The sequence below is a fragment of the Mesorhizobium sp. M2A.F.Ca.ET.046.03.2.1 genome, assembly GCF_003952425.1.
Lineage (GTDB): Bacteria > Pseudomonadota > Alphaproteobacteria > Rhizobiales > Rhizobiaceae > Mesorhizobium.
In genome coordinates this window covers 703,218-723,138 of record NZ_CP034449.1, presented here as the reverse complement: position 1 = coordinate 723,138, position 19,921 = coordinate 703,218, and the positions used below count along the sequence as shown (strand labels likewise).

At 64.2% G+C, this 19,921-nt stretch carries 13 protein-coding genes and 3 pseudogenes; 8 read left to right on the top strand and 8 right to left on the bottom strand.

Going from position 1 to position 19,921, the window contains the following annotated elements:
• Positions 1-34: 34 nt before the first annotated feature.
• A complete protein-coding gene (locus EJ072_RS03565) occupies positions 35-925 on the bottom strand; it encodes a LysR family transcriptional regulator (RefSeq protein WP_281061013.1) in 891 nt (296 codons plus the stop codon).
• Between the two features lie 17 nt (positions 926-942).
• Here EJ072_RS03565 and EJ072_RS03560 point away from each other — a divergent pair.
• Positions 943-1,536 (top strand): annotated as a pseudogene (locus tag EJ072_RS03560) (phytanoyl-CoA dioxygenase family protein); the annotation flags it as partial.
• Between the two features lie 329 nt (positions 1,537-1,865).
• Positions 1,866-3,146, top strand: a complete 1,281-nt coding sequence (gene purD / locus EJ072_RS03555) for a phosphoribosylamine--glycine ligase (protein ID WP_126078594.1) — start codon at positions 1,866-1,868, stop codon at positions 3,144-3,146.
• 7 nt (positions 3,147-3,153) lie between these two features.
• On the opposite strand, the gene EJ072_RS03550 is transcribed toward purD, so the two are convergent.
• The 6 genes and pseudogenes from EJ072_RS03550 to EJ072_RS03525 all read right to left on the bottom strand — a co-directional run bounded on the left by EJ072_RS03550 (position 3,154) and on the right by EJ072_RS03525 (position 12,131).
• Positions 3,154-4,524: an alpha-glucosidase/alpha-galactosidase gene (locus EJ072_RS03550; RefSeq protein ID WP_126078593.1), complete on the bottom strand. Its 1,371-nt coding sequence runs from the start codon at positions 4,522-4,524 to the stop codon at positions 3,154-3,156.
• Between the two features lie 20 nt (positions 4,525-4,544).
• Entirely contained in the window at positions 4,545-6,215 is a 1,671-nt protein-coding gene (locus EJ072_RS03545; RefSeq protein ID WP_126078592.1) for an ABC transporter ATP-binding protein, read from the bottom strand.
• Positions 6,216-6,225: 10 nt separating this feature from the next.
• Complete coding sequence (locus EJ072_RS03540) at positions 6,226-7,362, bottom strand: ABC transporter permease (RefSeq protein WP_126078591.1); 1,137 nt, start codon at positions 7,360-7,362, stop codon at positions 6,226-6,228.
• Positions 7,363-8,370: an ABC transporter permease gene (locus EJ072_RS03535; protein WP_126078590.1), complete on the bottom strand. Its 1,008-nt coding sequence runs from the start codon at positions 8,368-8,370 to the stop codon at positions 7,363-7,365.
• Between the two features lie 112 nt (positions 8,371-8,482).
• Positions 8,483-10,567 carry an ABC transporter substrate-binding protein gene (locus EJ072_RS03530; protein WP_126078589.1) on the bottom strand — a complete coding sequence of 695 codons (2,085 nt, stop codon included), beginning with the start codon at positions 10,565-10,567 and terminating at the stop codon, positions 8,483-8,485.
• A 98-nt stretch (positions 10,568-10,665) separates the two neighbouring features.
• Positions 10,666-12,131 (bottom strand): annotated as a pseudogene (locus tag EJ072_RS03525) (alpha-glucosidase/alpha-galactosidase).
• 159 nt (positions 12,132-12,290) lie between these two features.
• On the opposite strand from EJ072_RS03525, the gene EJ072_RS03520 reads away from it, so the two are divergent.
• On the top strand, positions 12,291-13,220 hold the full coding sequence (locus EJ072_RS03520; protein ID WP_348526449.1) for an AraC family transcriptional regulator: 930 nt from the start codon (positions 12,291-12,293) through the stop codon (positions 13,218-13,220).
• An 11-nt stretch (positions 13,221-13,231) separates the two neighbouring features.
• Here EJ072_RS03520 and EJ072_RS03515 read toward each other — a convergent pair whose 3' ends face one another.
• Positions 13,232-14,362 carry a glycoside hydrolase family 25 protein gene (locus EJ072_RS03515; RefSeq protein ID WP_245467335.1) on the bottom strand — a complete coding sequence of 377 codons (1,131 nt, stop codon included), beginning with the start codon at positions 14,360-14,362 and terminating at the stop codon, positions 13,232-13,234.
• A 281-nt stretch (positions 14,363-14,643) separates the two neighbouring features.
• On the opposite strand from EJ072_RS03515, the gene EJ072_RS03510 reads away from it, so the two are divergent.
• From EJ072_RS03510 to EJ072_RS03490, 5 genes and pseudogenes are all read left to right on the top strand, one after another.
• Positions 14,644-15,528: an AraC family transcriptional regulator gene (locus tag EJ072_RS03510; protein ID WP_042641694.1), complete on the top strand. Its 885-nt coding sequence runs from the start codon at positions 14,644-14,646 to the stop codon at positions 15,526-15,528.
• A gap of 287 nt (positions 15,529-15,815) precedes the next feature.
• Entirely contained in the window at positions 15,816-16,898 is a 1,083-nt protein-coding gene (locus tag EJ072_RS03505; RefSeq protein WP_126078586.1) for a sugar ABC transporter substrate-binding protein, read from the top strand.
• Between the two features lie 66 nt (positions 16,899-16,964).
• The gene (locus tag EJ072_RS03500) at positions 16,965-17,795 is read left to right on the top strand and encodes an ATP-binding cassette domain-containing protein (RefSeq protein WP_126078585.1); all 831 of its coding nucleotides are present in this window, start codon (positions 16,965-16,967) and stop codon (positions 17,793-17,795) included.
• Positions 17,792-19,041: pseudogene (locus EJ072_RS03495) on the top strand (sugar ABC transporter permease). Before EJ072_RS03500 ends, EJ072_RS03495 begins: the two are co-directional and overlap by 4 nt.
• Before the next feature lie 24 nt (positions 19,042-19,065).
• Complete coding sequence (locus EJ072_RS03490) at positions 19,066-19,794, top strand: SDR family oxidoreductase (protein WP_126078584.1); 729 nt, start codon at positions 19,066-19,068, stop codon at positions 19,792-19,794.
• Positions 19,795-19,921 lie beyond the last annotated feature (127 nt).

Here is a 19,921-nt window from a genome sequence, read left to right as displayed (position 1 = left end):
CAAGCGGCCGTGGTGTCGCTCAAGCGCTGAAAACTCAGGCGGTGAAAACATCGTGACCGGCAAACCATGCCTTGGCGACCTCGATGAAAGCCACGGCCGCCTTGGACAGGCGCTGGCGCGTGTCATGCGTCAGGATGATGCGCTGCATCGGCAGCGGATCGGAGAGCGGCTTTACGACCAGCGGCAGGCCGTCATAGCTGCGGTCGCCATGGGGCCTGGTATAGCTGACGGCGACGCCGAAGCCGTTGGCCACCATGGAGCGCTGCAATTCGAACGAGCTCGTCGTCGCCCGGGCTATCGGCGACAGGCCGCGGCTGAGAAAGAGGTCCAGCATGTGCTGCCAGCTGTGCGGCTGGTCGGTGGTGATCAGCGGATGCTGCGCGAGCTCGGCCAGGCTGACGGCGTGCTTGTCCGCCAGCACATGTCCGGCCGGCAGAAGCGCGTGCGGCCGCAATTCATGCAGCAGGACGCGTTTGAAATGCCCTGGAAGCCCGAGATCATAGGTGAGGCCGAGATCGACGGCGCTGTCGGCCAGGCGCCGCCCCAGCGTCTCGAAGGTCTCGTCGCCGATGACGACCGTGACGGCCGGGCAGCGCTCGGCGAAGGCGCGCATCAGCGCCGGCGCGAAATAGGGCGCCAGGTCCTCGAAGCAGCCGAGCACCAGCTCGCCGCCGACATCGGCATCGCGCGAACCGAGCGCCGCCAGCTCGTCCGCCTCGCCCAGCACTTGCCTTGCCTTGGCGACGGCCCTCCGGCCAAAGGACGTCAGCGCAACGCCGCTGCCGCGCTGGCGCACGAAGATTTTCTGGCCGAGCGCGTCCTCGACATGGTCGATCGCCACCGAGATCGACGGCTGCGACACGTTCAGCGCCTGGGCCGCCATGGTGACGCTGCCATAGCGGGCGACGGCGACGACGTAGCGCAACTGGGTGAGTGTGAAGCATCCCGGAATTCGTCAGGATTGTCAGGGAATCGCCTGCGGCAGAACTCGCGGCCGCCGTCATGCAATCGCGCAGCGCCCAGTTCTTCCACGACCACGTCCTGGTCAAGGAGCCCGGCACGCAGAAGCCGACGCCCTGGCACCAGGACATTCCCTATTACTTCGTCGATGGCAGCCAGACGGTGAGCTTCTGGATCCCGATCGATCCGGTGAAGGAAGCGACGCTGCGGCTGATCGCCGGCTCGCACAAATGGGAAAAGATGGTGCTGCCGGTGCGCTGGCTGAACGACGCCAATTTCTATGCCGGCGAGGGCGACTATTTGCCGGTGCCCGACCCCGACAACGATCCCTCGATGAAGGTGCTCGAATGGGAGATGGAGCCGGGCGACGCCATCCTGTTCGATTTCCGCACGGCGCATGGCGCGCGCGGCAATTTGACCTCGGCGCGGCGCCGCGCGCTGTCGCTGCGCTGGGTCGGCGACGACGCGCACTACGTCGAACGCCCTGGCCGCACCTCGCCGCCCTATCCCGGCCACGACATGAAGCCGGGCCAGAAACTGCGCGAGGACTGGTTCCCCGTTATCTATCAGAGCTGAGCGGCCCTGCCTCGTCATCCACGGGCGGAGCGGGAGCGAAGCGGACGCGCAGACCCGAGGATCCATTCCGTGACCTTCGCCACGGCGTGCAACGGAGCAGAATTCTGGACCGCGGCAACGCTTCGAAGTCACGGCATGGATTCTAGGGTCTGCGCGCGTCGCTTCGCTCCTTGCTTCGCCCTAGAATGACGAGGTTCGGGAGGCTTCAGCCAATCCTCGGCGTTTGCGCTGCTTTCCCGTGCGCAATTGCCGCCAAAATGCCAAGACGGCTTGACCGGTCGCCTGCGGACCAATAGCGGGTTCGGGGAGACGATCAGCAAGAGGTGGCCATGAATGTTCTTCTTCTCGGCTCGGGCGGCCGCGAACATGCGCTCGCCTGGAAGACCTCCGCCTCGCCGCTGCTGACGAAACTTTATGCCGCGCCCGGCAATCCCGGTATCGGCCGTGTCGCCGAACTGGTGAAGCTCGACGTCGCCGACCATTCCACCGTCGCCGCCTTCTGCCAGGAAAAGAAGATCGACCTCGTCGTGGTCGGCCCGGAAGGCCCGTTGGTCGCCGGCGTCGCCGATGATCTGCGCGCCTGGGGCATCCGCGTCTTCGGCCCCTCCAAGGCGGCGGCAAGGCTTGAGGGCTCGAAAGGCTTCACCAAGGACCTTTGCGCCAAGTTCAACATTCCGACCGCCGCCTATGGCCGCTTCGGCGATCTCGCTTCGGCCAAGGCCTATGTCGAGAAGGTCGGCGCGCCGATCGTCATCAAGGCCGACGGGCTTGCCGCCGGCAAGGGCGTCACCATCGCGATGACTTCTGATGAGGCGAACGCCGCGCTGGAGGCTTGTTTCGAGGGCGCATTCGGCGCCGCCGGCGCCGAGGTCGTGGTCGAGGAATATCTGACCGGCGAGGAGGCGAGCTTCTTCTGCCTGTGCGACGGCGCCACGGCGCTGCCCTTCGGCACCGCGCAGGACCACAAGCGCGTCGGCGACGGCGATACCGGGCCGAACACCGGCGGCATGGGCGCCTATTCGCCGGCGCCGGTGATGACGGCCGAAATGACCGAGCGCACCATGCGCGAGATCATCGAGCCGACGATGCGCGGCATGGCCAATCTCGGCGCGCCTTTTGCCGGCATCCTCTTCGCCGGCCTGATGATCACCGACCAGGGCCCCAAGCTGATCGAATACAACACCCGCTTCGGCGATCCCGAATGCCAGGTGCTGATGATGCGGCTGAAGGACGATCTGCTCGTCCTGCTCAACGCCGCTGTCGACGGCCAGCTTGCGCATATGTCCATCCGCTGGAGCGACGAGACGGCGCTGACCGTGGTGATGGCCGCGAGGGGCTATCCCGGCACGCCGGAAAAGGGCTCGGTCATCCGCGGCCTCGACGAGGCCGAGCGTGATGGCGCCCAGATTTTCCACGCCGGCACCGCCATCAATGGCGGCGCGCTGGTCGCCAATGGCGGCCGCGTGCTCAACGTAACCGCGCTCGGCAAGACCGTCGGCGAGGCGCAGGCCAAGGCCTACGCGGCGATCGAGCACATCGACTGGCCGCAGGGCTTCTATCGCCACGACATCGGCTGGCGCGCCGTCGAGCGCGAGAAGACCGGCACGTAACCCAGCTTCAGGCGGCCGCGCTCTTTCGTCCGCCACGCGCCCAGGCGGGCAGCCAGTCGCCATGCGCGGCAAGCAGGTCGTCGACTAATGACCAGATCTGGTCGAGGTCGAGCTCGGCGGCGGTGTGCGGGTCCATCATCGCGGCATGATAGATGTGCTCGCGGTTCTCGGTCATGAGCGCCCGCACCGTCAGCTCCTGCACATTGATATTGGTGCGGATCAGCGCCGTCAGCTGCGGCGGCAACTCGCCAATGTAAGTGGGCTGGATTCCGGAAGCATCGACCAGGCACGGCACTTCCGCCGCGCAGTCGAAAGGCAGCGAGGTGATGCAGCCATTGTTGCGGACATTGCCGTAGATCACCGACGGCTCTCCGGTCCACACCGAGTTCATGATCGAGGAGGCATATTCCCTCGATTGCTCGACCTCGATCCGGTCGGCCGAGCGATAGGCCTCCGCTTGTCCTTTCCAGCGCTCGATCTGCTCGATGCAGCGTTTTGGATATTCGTCGAGCGGAATGCCGTATTTCTCGATCAGATCGCCGCGCCCCTCCTTGATGAAATAGGGCGTGTATTCGGCGAAATGCTCCGAGCTTTCGGTGACGAAATAGCCGAGCCGGGTCAGCATTTCGTAACGCACCTTGTTCGGGCAGCGCGGGTTCCAGCCCGGCTTCGGCGCGCGGCCCTCGCGATAGGCGCGCACGAGATCAGGATAGAGGTCGCGATAGGAGCCGTCCGCCTGGCGGTGCTCGAACTTGAGATAAAAGGCCATGTGGTTGATGCCGGCCGAGCGGTAGCGGATTTCTTCGTAGGGAAGGTCGAGGTCGTGCGCCAGTTCCATCGCCGTGCCTTGCACCGAATGACAGAGCCCGACCTGCTTGATCGTTGGGTATTTCTCGGCGATCGCCCAGGTGTTGATCGCCATCGGGTTCACATATTGCAGCATGATCGCCTCGGGGCAGACGGCGAGCATGTCCTCGCAGATCTTCCACAGATGCGGCACGGTCCTCAGGCCCCGCATGATGCCGCCGACGCCGAGCGTGTCGGCGATGGTCTGGCGCAGGCCGTATTTCTTCGGCACCTCGAAATCGGTGACGGTGCAGGGCTCATATCCGCCGATCTGGAAAGCGACGACGACGAAGTCGGCGCCGGCAAGCGCCTTGCGCTGGTCCGAATAGGTCTCGGCTTTCGCCTTGACGCCGAGCGTCGCGATCAGCTTGTTGACGACGATGGCGCTCTCTTCCAGCCGCTGCGGGTTGATGTCCATCAGCGCGATCGTCGCGCCCGACAGCGCCGGCCGCTGCAGCACGTCGCCGACGATGTTTTTCATGAACACCGTCGAGCCGGCGCCGATGAACGCGATCCTGGGATTTCTAGCCACTGTAAGCCTCCGGCACTTGTCTACGCCACCTCGAAAGCGGCCCTGACGAGCCGTTCGGTGTAGGCGGTCTTGGGATTGGACAGGACCTCGTCGACGGGTCCCTGTTCGACGATTTGACCATGCTGCATGACGATGACGCGATGGCACAGCGCCCGCACCACCTTGAGGTGGTGCGAGATGAAGAGATAGCTGAGACCGCGCTCGTCCTGCAGCTTGCGCAGCAGGTCGATGATCTGCGCTTGCACCGAAAGATCGAGCGCCGATGTCGGTTCGTCGAGCAGGATGAATTCCGGCTCCAGCGCGATCGCCCGCGCGATCGCGATGCGTTGCCGCTGGCCGCCGGAGAATTCATGCGGGAAGCGCGACAGGATGTTGCCGGGCATGCCGGCGCTGACCAGCGCCTCGCGCACCCGCTCGACCCGTTCGCGCCGCGTCGCGCCCAGCCTGTTGACGACCAGTCCTTCCTCGATGATCTGGCCGATCGTCATGCGCGGGTTGAGAGAGGAGAACGGGTCCTGGAAGACGATCTGCATGCGCGAACGCAGCGGCCGCATCTCGCCGCGCGACAGCTTCTCGATCGGCCGGCCGTCGAAGCGGATTTCCCCGCGCTTGGCGTCCTGCAATCTGAGCAGCGCCTGACCGAAGGTCGTCTTGCCGGAGCCGGATTCGCCGACCAGCCCCAGCGTCTCGTGGCGGCAGAGCTTCAGGTCGAGATCGTCAACCGCGACCAGCTCGCGCCAGTCGGGTTTCAGGAACGTTCCGTGGCGCAGCATGAAGCATACGCGCACGCCGTTCGCCTCGAGGATGGTGCCGCTGCCTTCCGGCAGCGGCTTCGGCTGGCCATGCGGTTCGGAAGCGAGCAGCCGCTGCGTGTAGGGATGCTGCGGATTGGCAAAGAGCCGCTCGGTGACATTGTGCTCGCGCATCTCGCCATGCTGCATGACATAGACATAGTCGGAGAATTTGCGCACCACGGTGAGGTCGTGGGTGATCAGGATCACCGCCATCTTCAGCTCTTTCTGAAGATTGCGGATCAGGTTCAAGATCTGCGCCTGCACCGTGACGTCGAGCGCCGTTGTCGGCTCGTCGGCGATCAGCACGTCGGGGTCGTTGGCCAAGGCCATGGCGATCATCACGCGCTGCCGCTGGCCACCGGAGAGCTGATGCGGATACTGCTTGAGTCTGGCCTCCGGCTCGGGGATCTGGACATGCTTCAGGAGCTCGAGCGCCCGCGCCCAGGCTTCCCTGCGGCTCACCCTGCGGTGGACCCGGATCGCTTCGACGATCTGGCTGCCGACCGTGTAGATCGGATTGAGCGAGCTCATCGGTTCCTGGAAGATCATCGAGATGCGGTTGCCGCGCAGCTTGCGCCGGGCAGCCTCGGGGAATTCGAGGATATTTTGCCCGCAATAGTCTACGCTCGAGCGTGGCGACACGGTCGCACGCCGCGACAACAATCCCATCACGGTGCGCGCCGTCACCGATTTGCCGGAACCGGATTCGCCGACGATGGCTATGGTTTCGCCGCGGTAGAGCTGGAACGAGACGTCCTTCACCGCCTCGACGGTGCCGTGCTCCACCTTGAACGCGACTCCGATGTTGCGGGCGTCGATGATGGGCTGTTCATGGCGCGCGGCGTGGTCGAGCCGGACGGCCGGTGCGAAATTGTCTGCGAGCGCGATCGTCGTCATCCCGGCCACCTCAATACGGATCGACGGCATCGCGCAGGCCGTCGCCCAGCGCATTGAAGGCAAAGACGGTGACCAGCACGAAGCCGACCGGCGACAGGATCCAGGGATAGGTGCCGATGACCGAATAGGTCGCCGTGTCCTGCAGCATCAGCCCCCAGGAGATCAGCGGCGGCTTCACGGCGAAGCCGAGGAAGCCGAGGAAGGCTTCGAGTAGCACCACCGTCGGGATGGCGATCGTCACGGCGACGATGACGTGGCACATCACATTGGGAAAAATGTGCTGCATGATGATGCGCCGGTCGGTGGCGCCGACCGCCATGGCGGCGCGTACATAGTCGATCCGCGCCAGCGCCAGCGTCTTGCCGCGCACCTCGCGCGACATCTGCGCCCAGCCCAGCGCCGACATGACGACGATGACGAAGGCGAGGAAGACATTGGTCGGCGCGGTGACCGGGATCAGCGTCGTCAGCGCGAGATAGAGTGGCAGCTGCGGGAAGGCGAGCACCAGCTCGACGAAGCGCTGCATCCAGACATCGAACTTGCCGCCGAAATAGCCGGAGACCATGCCGACGATGGTGCCGATGACGGTGATGATGAAGACCACCGTCAGCGCGATCATCAGCGAGACCCGCGAGCCGTGGATGGCGCGTGAGAGCACGTCGCGGCCGAACTTGTCGGTGCCTAGGAAATGCACGGGCTGGCCGTCCATCGACCCGAACAAGTGCCGGTCCGCCGGGATCAGCCCGAAGAGCCTGTAGGGCGCACCCTCGACGAAGAAGCCGAGCAGCCGCGGATGATCGTAGTCGGGGCCGACGATCGGCTGGAAGGTGACCGGATCGAGATCTGCCGAGTCGGCCAGCGCATAGATCCTTGGCTGGAAGGTGAGATTGCCGTCCTTGTCGTGAAAGCTCGGCACCTGCGGCGGCGCGAAGGCGACGTCGGTCGCCTTCGGATCCGAAGGTGCGATGAAATCCGCGAACACCGCCATGACGAGCAGAAGCACGACCAGGAAGAGCCCGGCCATGCCGGTCCAGGAGCGCTTTAGCCGGCGCCAGACCAGCGCGATATAGCTCTCATTGCCGTGCGCCGGCTCGGCTATGGCCACGCCTTCGGCTGGCGGCGGCGGGGAGGGGTCGCGCGCCAGCATCTAGCGCTCCCCGAATTGGCGGATGCGGGGATCGAGCAGCACGAGCAGCATGTCGGCGATGATGTTGCCGATGATCAGCGTCGCCGACAGCACCATCATGAAGGTGGCCGTCACATAAACGTCGCCCACCGCCATCGAGCCGACGATCGCCGGCCCGACGGTCGGCAGCGCGAAGATGATCGCCGTCTCGATCTCGCCGGTCAGCATATAGGGCAGCACCACGCCCTGATACATCACCAGCGGATGCAGCGCATTGGGCACGGCGTGCCGCATGACGACGGCGCCGCCGGTCAGGCCCTTGGCCTTGGCCGTCTCGACATATTGCATGTTCAGCGTGTCTAGCAGGTTGCCGCGCATGACGCGCATGTTGTAAGCGAGCCCGCCGAAGGTCGCGATCGCCACCACCGGCCAGACATGCTTGACCAGGTCGACGAACTTCGCCCACGACCACGGCGCGCCGCCATACTGCGGCGAGAAGAACGAGCCGATCTCCGAAACGTTGAACTGGAAGACCAGCAGATAGACGATGATCAGCGCCATCAGGAAGCGCGGCACTGTCATGCCGAGGAACGAGATCGCCGAGAGCGTGGAGTCGATCCAGCTATACTGCCTCGTCGCCGCCCATATGCCGAAGGTGATGCCGAGCACCGAGGCGAGCAGGTGGCAGACCAGCGCAAGCAGCAGCGTGCGCGGCAGGCGTTCGCCCACCACATCGGCCACCGGCTTGTTGTAGTAGAGGCTGTAGCCGAAATCGCCGCGCGTGATGATGCCGCCGATCCAGTTGAGATACTGGACGGGCAACGGCTTATCGAGGCCATGTTCGATACGATAGGCCTGTGCCTGCGCGTCGGCTTCGGCATAGGAGGCGCCGCCCTGGTTGATCAGCTGCGATTTGATGTAGTCGGCATAGTCGCCAGGCGGCGCCTGGATGATGGCAAAGGTGACCAGGCTCAGAATGGCGAGGACGGGAACGGCCGAGGCGATGCGCATGAGCAGGAATCGCAACATGGACGGTCTATTTCCTTTCTGGCCGGTCGCGCATTCGATGCATTTGGAGGAATTGCTTTGTCCGGCCGCGCCGCAACGCGGCCGGACATCTCTTCGTCAGGGGAGGTAAAGCTTAATCCATCGGTCCCTTATCGCCAGGCTTGCCGGGCAGTTCGTTGGGGAACAACTCGTATTTTGCCTGCTTGTCCGCCTTGACGAACACGCGCTCGCGGATGATCGAATCCTCGGCCCAGTTGAACATGAAGATCGGCGTGCCCTGCGGAATGTTGGAGAAACGCTTGTTGACGATCAGCGCGCCCGGATATTCCGTCAGGCCGACATTGTAGACATGCTCGGTCGAGATCTTCTGGAACTTTCGCATCAGCTCGGCACGCTGGTCGTTGTCCTGCGTCGACACGAATTTGTTGACGATGTCGACGAGATCCTTTTCGAACGGCATCATGTCGACCTGGCCGCTTTCCGGCGCGCGATGGTTCCAGCTGGTCTTCGGGCCGACCGGCGCCAGCTGCTCGGTATTTTGAACGACGGAGGTGAGCTCGGTTTCGTTTCGCCGGATCAGCCAGTCGAAGCGGCCGGAATATTGTGTGGCATCGCGCTGCGTGCCGTTAAGCCCGTTGAGCACGACCCTCAGGCCGAGCTTCTCCATCTGCGCGACCACGCCTTCGGCAAGGCTCTTGTCGGTGGTGTAGTCGTTGTTGACCAGCATCACGATCTCGACATCCTTGCCGCCCGCGGTGCCGGCCGGGAAGTTCACAATGCCGTCGCCGTCCGTATCCTTGAGGCGGGCCTTGGCGAGCAATGCTTTGGCGCCTTCGAGATCGAACGGATAATAGACCGTCGACTTGCGGTCATAGAAGCTGGTGCCGGATGAGAAGCCGCCCGGATAGATGGCGGTGAACGGGCCCTTGACCAGCGAGTCGCCCAGCGCCTTGCGGTCGAGCGCCATGGTGACGGCCTTGCGGAAATCCTCGTTGCGGTTCAGCTCGCGGATCGCCTGGCCGCGTTCGTCCGGGTTGCCCCAGCCATTGGCGGAAAAATTCATGCGCAGATTGTAGCCGATGAGACGCGGCCCGAAGGCGAGGCGTGCCGGTGCATTCTTGTCAGCAGCACGCTTCAGCGAGGCGACGAAGTTCTCCGGCTGTTCGAGGTTGGAGAAATCGCCCGAGCCGGCAACAGCCTGCACGTCGCGGTCGGCCCAGGTCGAGAGCTTGTATTGCAGCTCGTTGAGATAGGGCAGCTGGTTGCCCTTCTCGTCGACCTTCCAATAATAGGGATTGCGGCGCATGACGATGATGTCGTCCGGCCGGTATTCGACCGGAACCCAGGCGCCCATCACCGGCATGTTCATATATTCCGGCGGGAAGGCGTTCTTGAACTGGTCGTAGGTGTTCTTCGAATATTTCGGATGCTGCGGCTTGAGGATGTGCGAGGGGCCGGGGCAGAAAGTGCCATAGGCCATGGCATAGAGATATTGCCGCGGGAACGCCTCCTTGAACGTCCACTCCACGGTGTAGTCGTCGATCTTCTTCAGCGTCGTGCCGACGCCGAAAGTCTCCGGCGTGGCGCCGTTGAGCGGCGAGACGTTCGGATCGACCACCTCGTCGTCCCAGTAGAACATCACGTCGTCGGCATTGAAGGGCGCGCCGTCGGACCATTTGGCGCCTTCGATCAGATGCATGGTCAGCTTGTGGCCGTCGCTCGACCAGTCCCAGCTCTTGGCGAGGTTGGGCAGCGGCTCGGTGTCCTTGGCCTCGACCTGGAACAGCGGCGCCGTGCGCGTTAGGCATTCGGAAAGCCCGATGTCGATGCCGCCCCAGCCTTGCGTCTGGCCGGCGCCGTAGTTCCAGCCTTCCGGCCTGCCGCCGATGACATGGCGCATCGTGTCGCCATAGACGCCGATGCCATCCGGCATGTTGGCCGTCTTGAAGACCAGCGGTTCCTTCGGCAGCCTGTCCTTGACCGGCGGCAGCTTGCCGGTCTTGACGTATTTCTCCGTCACCCAGTCCGGCTCGTGATATTCCGGCAGCGCCTTGAACTCCAGGATGGAGTCGCGCGCCACATAGTGGATCTTGCCCTCGGCCGGGAATGTCGCAGGCTGCGGCGGGATCGTCGGCTCGGAAGCGAAGGCGTTGAGCGCATGGACTGAAACGCCGAGCATCAGCCCGGCGGCAATGCCAGTTCTACGAAAAGTCCTCATAGTCTCCTCCCAGATGTTTTTGGACGTCTGCTGCTGCCCGCCTCTTGTGAATTTCTTGCCGAGCTGCCTCCTGCGACCCGGCCTGCTTGCCTTTAGGCTCAACCGGCCTGTTTCAGCGCCGCCTTTTCGGCGCGCAGTTCCTCGATCGAGCGCACGTTGCGCCGCGCGGCGCCCGCCCATTCGCGGGTCTTGACGTGTGCTTTCGAAAGCCGCTCCTTCGCCGCCGGAACGGCGTGCGCATATTGCGGCAGCCATGCGGCTTCAGCGACCACCATCTCGTCCACCATCTGCCAGACCTCTTCCGGCGTCGACACCGCACCCACCAGCGGATCGTGCAGCACGGCGAGCTTCAACAGATCGATGTCGCCGACGATCGCCGCATGCACCGACATGCGCTGCACGTTGATCGAGGCCATGCAGGTTGCCGCACAGGCTTCCGGCAGCGTGATGCCGGCCGCCATGTTGATGCCGAAACGGTCGACGAAGCCGGGCGATTCGATGATCGCGTCCTGCGGCAGGTTGGTGATCACGCCATTATTCTTGACGTTGAAGTGACCGCGATAGACGCGGTTGGTCTCCAGCGCCTCGAGGATGTGGCTGGCATGCTCGTTGGAGCGTTTTGACGGATCGATCGGCTTCGACGCCGCTTCGAGGAACTGCGGATATTCCGTCTCGAACCAATTGCGGGTTTCGGTCGAGTAGCGCAGATAGCCGCCGGTCTCGCCATGGATCCAGTCCGACATGTCGATCCAGCGCGTGATCTCGTCGGGGCGCTTGCGGTACCAGGGGAGGTATTCGGAGAGATGCCCGTTGCTTTCGGTCGAATAGACGCCGAAGCGCTTCAGCACGTCGATCCTGAGCTTTTCCTGCTTCGAATAGACCGGGTGCGCCTCGAAGGCGGCGACCAGTTCGTCCTTGCCGATCGGCCGGCCGTTCAGCTTGAGCTCGATGAACCAGGTCTGGTGGTTGATGCCGGAGCAGACATAGTCGAGCTCTCTGGGCGATTTCGCGCCGAGCACTTCGGCGATCTGTTCGGCGCCGTGCTGGACGCCGTGACAGAGCCCGACCGTGTCGACCTTGCCGTATTCGATCGCCGCCCAGGTGTTCATCGCCATCGGGTTGGCATAGTTGAGGAATTTCGCGCCCGTCGCGGCGACCTCGCGAATGTCTTTGCAGAAGTCGAGGATCACCGGAATGTTGCGCTGGCCGTAGAGGATGCCGCCGGCGCAGATCGTGTCGCCGACGCACTGGTCGATGCCATATTTCAGCGGGATGCGGATGTCGTCGGCATAGGCCTCCAGCCCGCCGACGCGCACGCAGCTGATGATGTAGCGCGCGCCCTCCAGCGCCTCGCGGCGATTGGTCGTCGCCGTCACTTTGGTCGGCAGTTTGTTCGCCTCGACGATCCGGTCGAGGATCGCCTTGATCATCCCGAGATTGTGCTCGCTGATGTCGGTCAGCGCGATTCGATGTCCTGGAATTCAGGCACGCACAGAATGTCGGTGAACAGCTTCTTTGTGAAGCCGACGCTGCCGGCGCCGATAATAGCGATTTTGAAGCTCATCACCTTCACCTTGATCCAACTGAATGCCAGGCAAGGAGCGACAAAGGAGGATTTGGCCACGCGCCATCGCGCGCCAGCCACTCAAAGCCGGAAATCCGGCTCTTTCTCCTCCCGCCCGCTCCTCGACCGCGGGTCTTTCGCGTTCTGAGAAGTTGGATTATGCCTTATTGGCGGGCACCGCCAGAGAAGGATTATGCTTTCGAGGGTAATTTTGTGCTGCGGGACCTGATCGCCAATGGAAAGCTGATGCGGACGATTTCGCTGCCGCGCGGGCGCCAGCGGCTGCATGCCATGCCGACAAGCACCGGCTATGAGGTGCGCGAGGACGAAACCTATGACTGGGACGGGAGAAAGCGTGGCCAGACCCCGTTCACGGTGCTCCAGCACACGATCAGCGGCACCGGTCAGCTGCGCTACGAGAACCGCAACTACCGTCTGCAGGCGAACGACACGCTGCTGGTTCTGGTGCCGCACAATCATCGCTACTGGCTGGGGCAGGGCGACCGCTGGGAATACTTCTGGATCTCGATGAACGGTGAGGAAGCGCTGCGCATCCACAAGTCGATCCTCAGCGTCTCCGGCCCGGTGTTCCGGCTGCAGCCGGCGACCGTCGATCACCTTGCCGATTGCAGCCTGCGACTGATCAAGGGAGCGGGTTCGCCTGGTGCGGCCTCCGCGATCGCCTATGAGGCGGCGATGGCGCTCTACGACGATGTCTTCGGCTCGCATGCCTTCGCCGAGAAGCAAAGCGCCATGCAGCCGGTCATCGACCATATCAACGCCAATCTCGACAAGCCGCTGCCGGTGGCGGAGCTGGTCGAGATCAGCGGCCTCAGCCGCGCCCATTTCTCGCGCTGCTTCGCCGAGAGCGAAGGATTGCCGCCTGCCGAATTCGTGCTGCAGCAACGCCTGCAGCGCGCGGCCAAGCTCCTCACCAAGGCCGATTTCCTGCCGGTCAAGGAAGTGGCTGTGCTCTGCGGCTTCGAGGATGCGAACTATTTCTCGAAGGTCTTCCGCCGTTTCTACGGCATCACGCCGACGCAGTTCCGCACCACCGGCATGTATGCCAGCCTCGGCAGCCACCGCTGATGCCTGGGGAATCAGTGCCGCCTTTGGTCGAGAGCGGTCGAAGCGGTCTTCACCGGATCGGCGGCGGCGAAGGCCGCGTCGATCTGGTCGGGCGTGCGCTGCCCGGTCCGCTTCCAGGCGACATATTGCACGATGCCGAAGCTCGGGCGCTGCGGCACCGTCTTCACCACCGGCATGCGGAAGCCGTCGCGGAATTTCTCCCAGCGCGCGCCGAGCACCGCGACCATTTCTTCCACCGTCGGCGGCGTCGCCACATCGGCATAGGTGATGGTGACCTTGCCGGCCAGCGCCTTTTCGCGCGAGAGCGGCACCGGGATCGAAGCGAGGTAGTCGGCCGGCACGTCGAGCAGGCCGCCAAAGGCCCATTGCTGGCGCAGCTGGTCAGCGCTCATCGGCGCGACGCTGACATCGATGTCGTTGGGCGTGCCGGGCACCCGATAAGGGCAGCGGAAACGCCCGCAATTGGCCTGCGCCGAGAATTGCCACAGTGCGTAGCCCTGCCAGTTGCCCATCGGGAAATGCACCTCGATGTCGGGCTTGTAGCGCGCATACCAGAGCGGCAGCCGCGACAGCAGACGGTACTGGTAGCGATTGTCGGCGATATACTGCGCCGTCTTGCCATTGACATAGAGCACCGGGAAACGGCCGACGCGGCGGTGCACCTGGCGCACGAATTCCTCGGCGTCCTCCAGCGACATCCATTGCATCGGATCGATGCCTTCGATGTCGAGAGCCATCAACTCGTCGGGCGCCGGCTCGGCGAAGTCGATGAAGTTGTTGGCCTGCTCGACCGGGTTGCCGGGACGGGCCAGGTGATAGGCGCCCCATTTCAGGCCGAGCGCCTTGGCCACCACCTTGCGCGTCTGGAACAATTCACGCGTCACCGCATAGCGCTTCCACTGCGCCTTGCAGAGTTTCACGTCCGCCTCGGCGCCGAAGCAGAAGTAGGGCGGCGGCAGCCCGTCGGACGCCTTGTTGATGAAGCCGGCGACGCGCTTGTCGGTGACGAGCTGCTGCCAGTCGATCGAATTGTATTCATAGGCGTCGATCACCAACGGGCGGGCGGCATTCTTCCACGGCTCGGAGAAATCCGAGGCCTTTGCCGCCGTACCCAGCACAACCGCCGCAGCGAGAAGCGCCAGGCGGCGAAGAGGGCGCGCCGGCTTTTTCAATCAGGGTGTCCCCACTGACCAGGGGACGATCCTGAACCGCTATGGTTAAGGAAGTGCTTTCACAACATCGGCTTGCTTCGGTCCGCTCCAAAACGTCAAAAAAGTATCGCTTGGGTGGACAAGCCGTGGTGGCAGGGGCTTCAATTGCCGCCTAAGCTTTCAATCACGGCGGCCAGTGGGAAGAGACGGGCCCGCCTGACGAAGCGCAGCAACCGGTCACAAGACCGGACCCGCGCGGGGAGGAAATGAACATGAATCCGGACCTGGAAGTCGTCCAGATCAGACAGGGAGAGTCGTTCAAGGCCTGGGCCCACGGCTATCCTTTCCGCACCGTGCGCTGGCACTTCCATCCCGAATACGAACTGCATCTGGTCGTCGCCACCACTGGCCGTTATTTCGTCGGCGACTTCATCGGTGAGTTCGAGCCAGGCAATCTGGTGCTCACCGGGCCGAACCTGCCGCACAATTGGGTCAGCGACGTGCCGCCGGGCGAGACCGTGCCGCTGCGCGGCCGCGTCGTCCAGTTCTCCGAAGAATTCATCGCCAGCGCTTCAGCCGCCTTGCCCGAACTTGCCGCCTGCGCCGGTATCCTTGAAACCAGCCGCCGCGGCGCCCTGTTCTCGCCGGCGACGGCCGAGCTTGCGGCGCCTCTGCTGGCGGAGTTGACCGAGGCGCAGGGCGTGCGTCGCCTGTCGCTGTTCATGGCCGTGCTCGACATCTTGAACCGCGCCGGCGACGTCCGCACGCTGGCCAGCGCCGGCTATCTGCCCGACCCCTCCGGCTTCATGTCGGCAGGCATCAACCAGGCGCTCGCCTACATCAATTGCCACCTGACCGAGCCGTTCAGCGAAGGGACGCTGGCCGAGATCGCCGGGCGCAGCCCGAGCGCCTTCTCGCGCAGCTTCCGCCGCCACACCGGCATGGCGCTGGTGCAATATGTCAACCGGCTGCGCATCAACCTTGCCTGCCAGCTGTTGATGAGCGAGGCGCAGATGTCGATCACCGAGATCTGCTACGCCGCCGGCTACAACAACATCTCAAATTTCAACCGCCAGTTCCTGGCGCAGAAAGGCATGTCGCCTTCGCGCTTCCGGGCCTTGCTGGCTGAGAACATCAACGCGGAGATTGCCGCCTAACAGGGAGGAAACCGGGAGGAGCTCAAAGCAATTCCAAAAGGAATTGCGTCAACACAAAAGAGACATTCAGGGAAGGAAGAACGCGGGGTGTAACGCACCCGGTGCTGGAGATCGTTTGTTGTGAAATCCAGCACTTCAGGAGGATGTTTGCGCGGCTTTACCAGGATCGGATCGATCCTCAGCCGACTGATCATACTCCTTTCAACAGTTCGACATGCAGTCAAGGCCTGGCGCGCCGTTCACCGCGCAGGCCCCGTGAAACCATTTCTCGAAAGGGAGACATTCGAATGACCAGACATGCTTGGAAATCGCCGTTTGCCTTGAAATCGACCATCGCGGCCGTTTTCGCCGTCTCGCTGCTCGGCAGCACGGCAGCCTTCGCCGACACCGTCACCGACGCCACGGTGGCCTTCCTGATGCCCGACCAGGCATCGACCCGCTACGAGCAGCACGACTATCCGGGCTTCGTCGCCGAGATGAAGAAACTGTGCCCCGGATGCAAGGTGATCTACCAGAACGCCGATGCGGATGCGGCTCGCCAGCAGCAGCAGTTCAATTCGGTAATCTCGCAAGGCGCCAAAGCGATCGTGCTCGATCCGGTCGATTCCACCGCCGCCGCCTCGCTGGTCAAGCTGGCGCAGAGCCAGGGCGTCAGGGTGATCGCCTATGACCGGCCCATTCCGACGGCGCCCGCCGATTTCTACGTGTCCTTCAACAATGAAGGCATCGGCAAGGCGATCGCGGATTCGCTGGTCGAGCATCTCAAGGCGCTCAAGGTCGACCCGGCCAATGGCGGCCTGCTGCAGATCAACGGCTCGCCGACCGACGCGGCCGCCGGTCTCATCAAGAAGGGCATCCACGAAGGCCTCGACAACAGCGGCTACCCGATCCTGGCCGAGTTCGACACGCCGGAATGGGCGCCGCCGAAGGCCCAGCAATGGGCGAGCGGCCAAGTCACGCGCTTCGGCGCCAAGATCCTCGGCGTGGTCGCCGCCAATGACGGCACCGGCGGCGGCGCGATCGCGGCCTTCAAGGCGGCCGGCGTCGATCCGGTTCCGCCGGTGACCGGCAACGACGCGACGATCGCGGCTCTGCAACTGATCATCGCCGGTGATCAGTACAACACCATCTCCAAGCCGAGCGAGATTGTCGCGGCCGCCGCGGCCAACGTCGCCGTCAAGCTCCTGTCGGGCGAGACGCCGAAGGCCGAGATGACGCTCTACGACACGCCCTCGCAGCTCTTCACGCCAGCGGTGGTGACGCAGGAGAACCTCAAGGCCGAGATCATCGACAAGAAGATCAACACGGCGGCCGAGCTCTGCGTCGACCGCTATGCCGAAGGCTGCAAGAAGCTCGGCATCACCAACTGATCAAGTGGCATCCGGCCGCCCATGGGCGGCCGGATGCCAGGCAACGACTGTCAAGAAAGGCGGCGCATGAGCGAAAGTCCTGAAGGGTCGGCATCCGTCGGCGAGCTGGTGCTCAGCCTGCGCGGCATATCGAAGAATTTCGGCGCCGTCTCGGCGCTGACCGATATCGACTTCGACGTCCATGCAGGCGAGGTCGTCGCCCTGGTCGGCGACAACGGCGCCGGCAAGTCGACACTGGTCAAGATTCTGGCCGGCGTGCATCAGCCGAGCTCGGGAACGATCAATTTCCGGGGTCGGCCGGTCACGCTGCCCGACCCGCGCGCGGCGCTGACGCTCGGCATCGCCACGGTGTTCCAGGACCTCGCGCTTTGCGAGAACCTCGATGTCGTCGCCAACATTTTCCTCGGCAACGAGCTCAGCCCGCTTCGGCTGGACGAGGTGGCGATGGAGATGCGCGCCTGGACGCTGCTCAACGAATTGTCGGCGCGCATTCCAAGCGTGCGTGAAGCGGTCGCCTCGCTGTCCGGCGGCCAGCGCCAGACGGTCGCCATAGCGCGCTCGCTGCTGCTCGAGCCGAAACTCATCCTGCTCGACGAGCCGACCGCCGCCCTTGGCGTCGCGCAGACGGCGGAAGTACTCAACCTCATTGACCGCGTCCGCGCGCGCGGTCTCGGCGTCGTCATGATCAGCCACAACATGGAGGATGTCCGCGCCGTCGCCGACCGCATCGTGGTGCTGAGGCTCGGGCGCAACAACGGCGTCTTCGAACCCGACGCCTCGAACCAGGATCTGGTCAGCGCCATCACCGGCGCGTCCAACAACGCGGTGTCGCGGCGCGCCGAGCGCCTGCGTATGGAACGCGATCACAGCGCACAGGCGGGGGAGCAGCGCCCATGACGGAGCAAGGCAATTCGGCTCCTCTGGCGCTCGACCGCGCCGATGCGCGCGTCAAGCATGAGGCCGGCATTGGCGGGGCGGTCCGCGCCTTTCTCGACCGCGTGCGCAGCGGCGACCTCGGCTCGCTGCCGGTCATCGTCGGTCTACTAGTGATCTGGACGGTCTTCACCAGCCTCAACCCGGTGTTCGTTTCGAGCAGCAATCTGGTCAATCTCCTGTTCGATTGCTCGACCGTCGGTGTGATCGCGCTCGGCATCGTCTGCGTGCTGATGGTCGGCGAGATCGACCTGTCGGTCGGCTCCATCAGCGGCTTCGCCTCGGCGATGGTCGGCACGCTGTGGGTCAACCAGGGCTGGCCGGTCGCGCTGGCGATCCTGGCCGCGCTGGCCTTCGGCGCCCTGATCGGCTCGCTCTATGCCTTGCTGTTCAACCGCCTCGGCATGCCGAGCTTCGTTTCGACGCTGGCCGGCCTGCTCGCGGTGCTGGGCATGCAGCTCTACATCCTCGGCTCCACCGGCTCGATCAACCTGCCCTATGGCTCGCCCCTGGTGATTTCGGCCAGCTGATGGTGATGCCGAAATGGGTCTCGCACACGCTTGCCGCGATCCCGGGTTTGGCGATGCTGGTCAGCGGGCTTCGCACCTTCGCGCGCCGACGCGCGGCCAATCTGTCGACGCCGTCCGTGGCCGGGCTCGTCCTGCGCGTCGCCGCCATAACGATCAGCCTCGAGCTGATCGTCGCGTACCTCAACCAGTCGCGCGGCATCCCGTGGATGTTCGGCCTCTTCGCTGGCCTAGTCGTGGCGATGAACTATGCGCTGACCCGGACCAAATGGGGGCGTTCGATGACCGCCGTCGGCGGCAACCGCGAGGCGGCACGGCGTGCCGGCATCAAGGTGCGCGCCATCTATCTCAGCGCCTTCGCCCTGTGCTCGCTGTTCGCCGCGCTGGGCGGCGTGCTTGCAGCCGCCCGGCTCGCTTCCGCCAGCCAGCAGGCCGGCACCGGCGACGTCAATTTGAACGCCATCGCGGCCGCGGTCATCGGCGGCACCAGCCTGTTCGGCGGCCGCGGCAGCGCCTATTCCGCGCTGCTCGGCATCATCGTCATCCAGTCGATCGCCAGCGGGCTGACGCTGCTCGATCTGTCCTCGTCGCTTCGATACATGATCACCGGTGCCGTTCTGGCCATCGCCGTGATCGTCGACTCCCTCGCGCGCCGTTCCCGTGCCTCGCACGGCCGCGCCTGATCCGTTCAAACGAGAAGGGTACACATGGCTCAAGATCTTTCGGGAAAAGTCGCCGCGGTCACCGGCGCGGCATCGGGCATCGGCCTCGAATGCGCCAGGGCGATGCTTGCCGCCGGCGCCCGCGTCGTGCTGGTCGACCGCGCCGAGGACCGGCTGAAGGAGGTCGTCGCCGAGTTCGGCGACGGCGCGATCCCACTGGTGATCGACCTCACCACCCCCGCCAGCGTGGCGACCATGCTGCCCGGCATCCTCGACAAGGCCGGCCAGCTAGACATTTTCCACGCAAATGCCGGCTCCTATGTCGGCGGCGAGATCCTCAACGGTGATCCGGATGCCTGGGACCGCATGCTGAATCTCAACATCAACTCGGTGTTCCGTTCGGTGCATGCGGTGCTGCCACACATGGTCGGACGCAAGACTGGCGACATCATCGTCACCAGCTCGATCGCCGGGCTGGTGCCCGTCGTCTGGGAGCCGGTCTACACGGCCTCCAAGCACGCCATCCAGGCCTTCGTCCACACGCTGCGCCGTCAGGTCGCCAAGCACGGCCTGCGCGTCGGCGCCGTGGCGCCCGGCCCGGTGGTGACGGCGCTGATCAGCGATTGGCCGAAGCAAAAGCTTGAGGACGAGCTGGCGGCCGGCGGGCTGATGCAGCCTGTCGAGGTCGCGGAAGCCGTCCTGTTCATGCTGACGCGGCCGAGAAACATCACCATCCGGGATCTGGTGATCCTGCCGCAGAGCAATGATTTGTAGTGAGTAGGAGTAGGGGAGTAGGGGAGTAGGGGAGCAGGTAAAAAGACCTCTGCCCTTGCGATCGACTGCTCACGACTGACAATCTTCCTACTCCCCTACTCCCCTACTCCCCTACTCCCCTACTCCC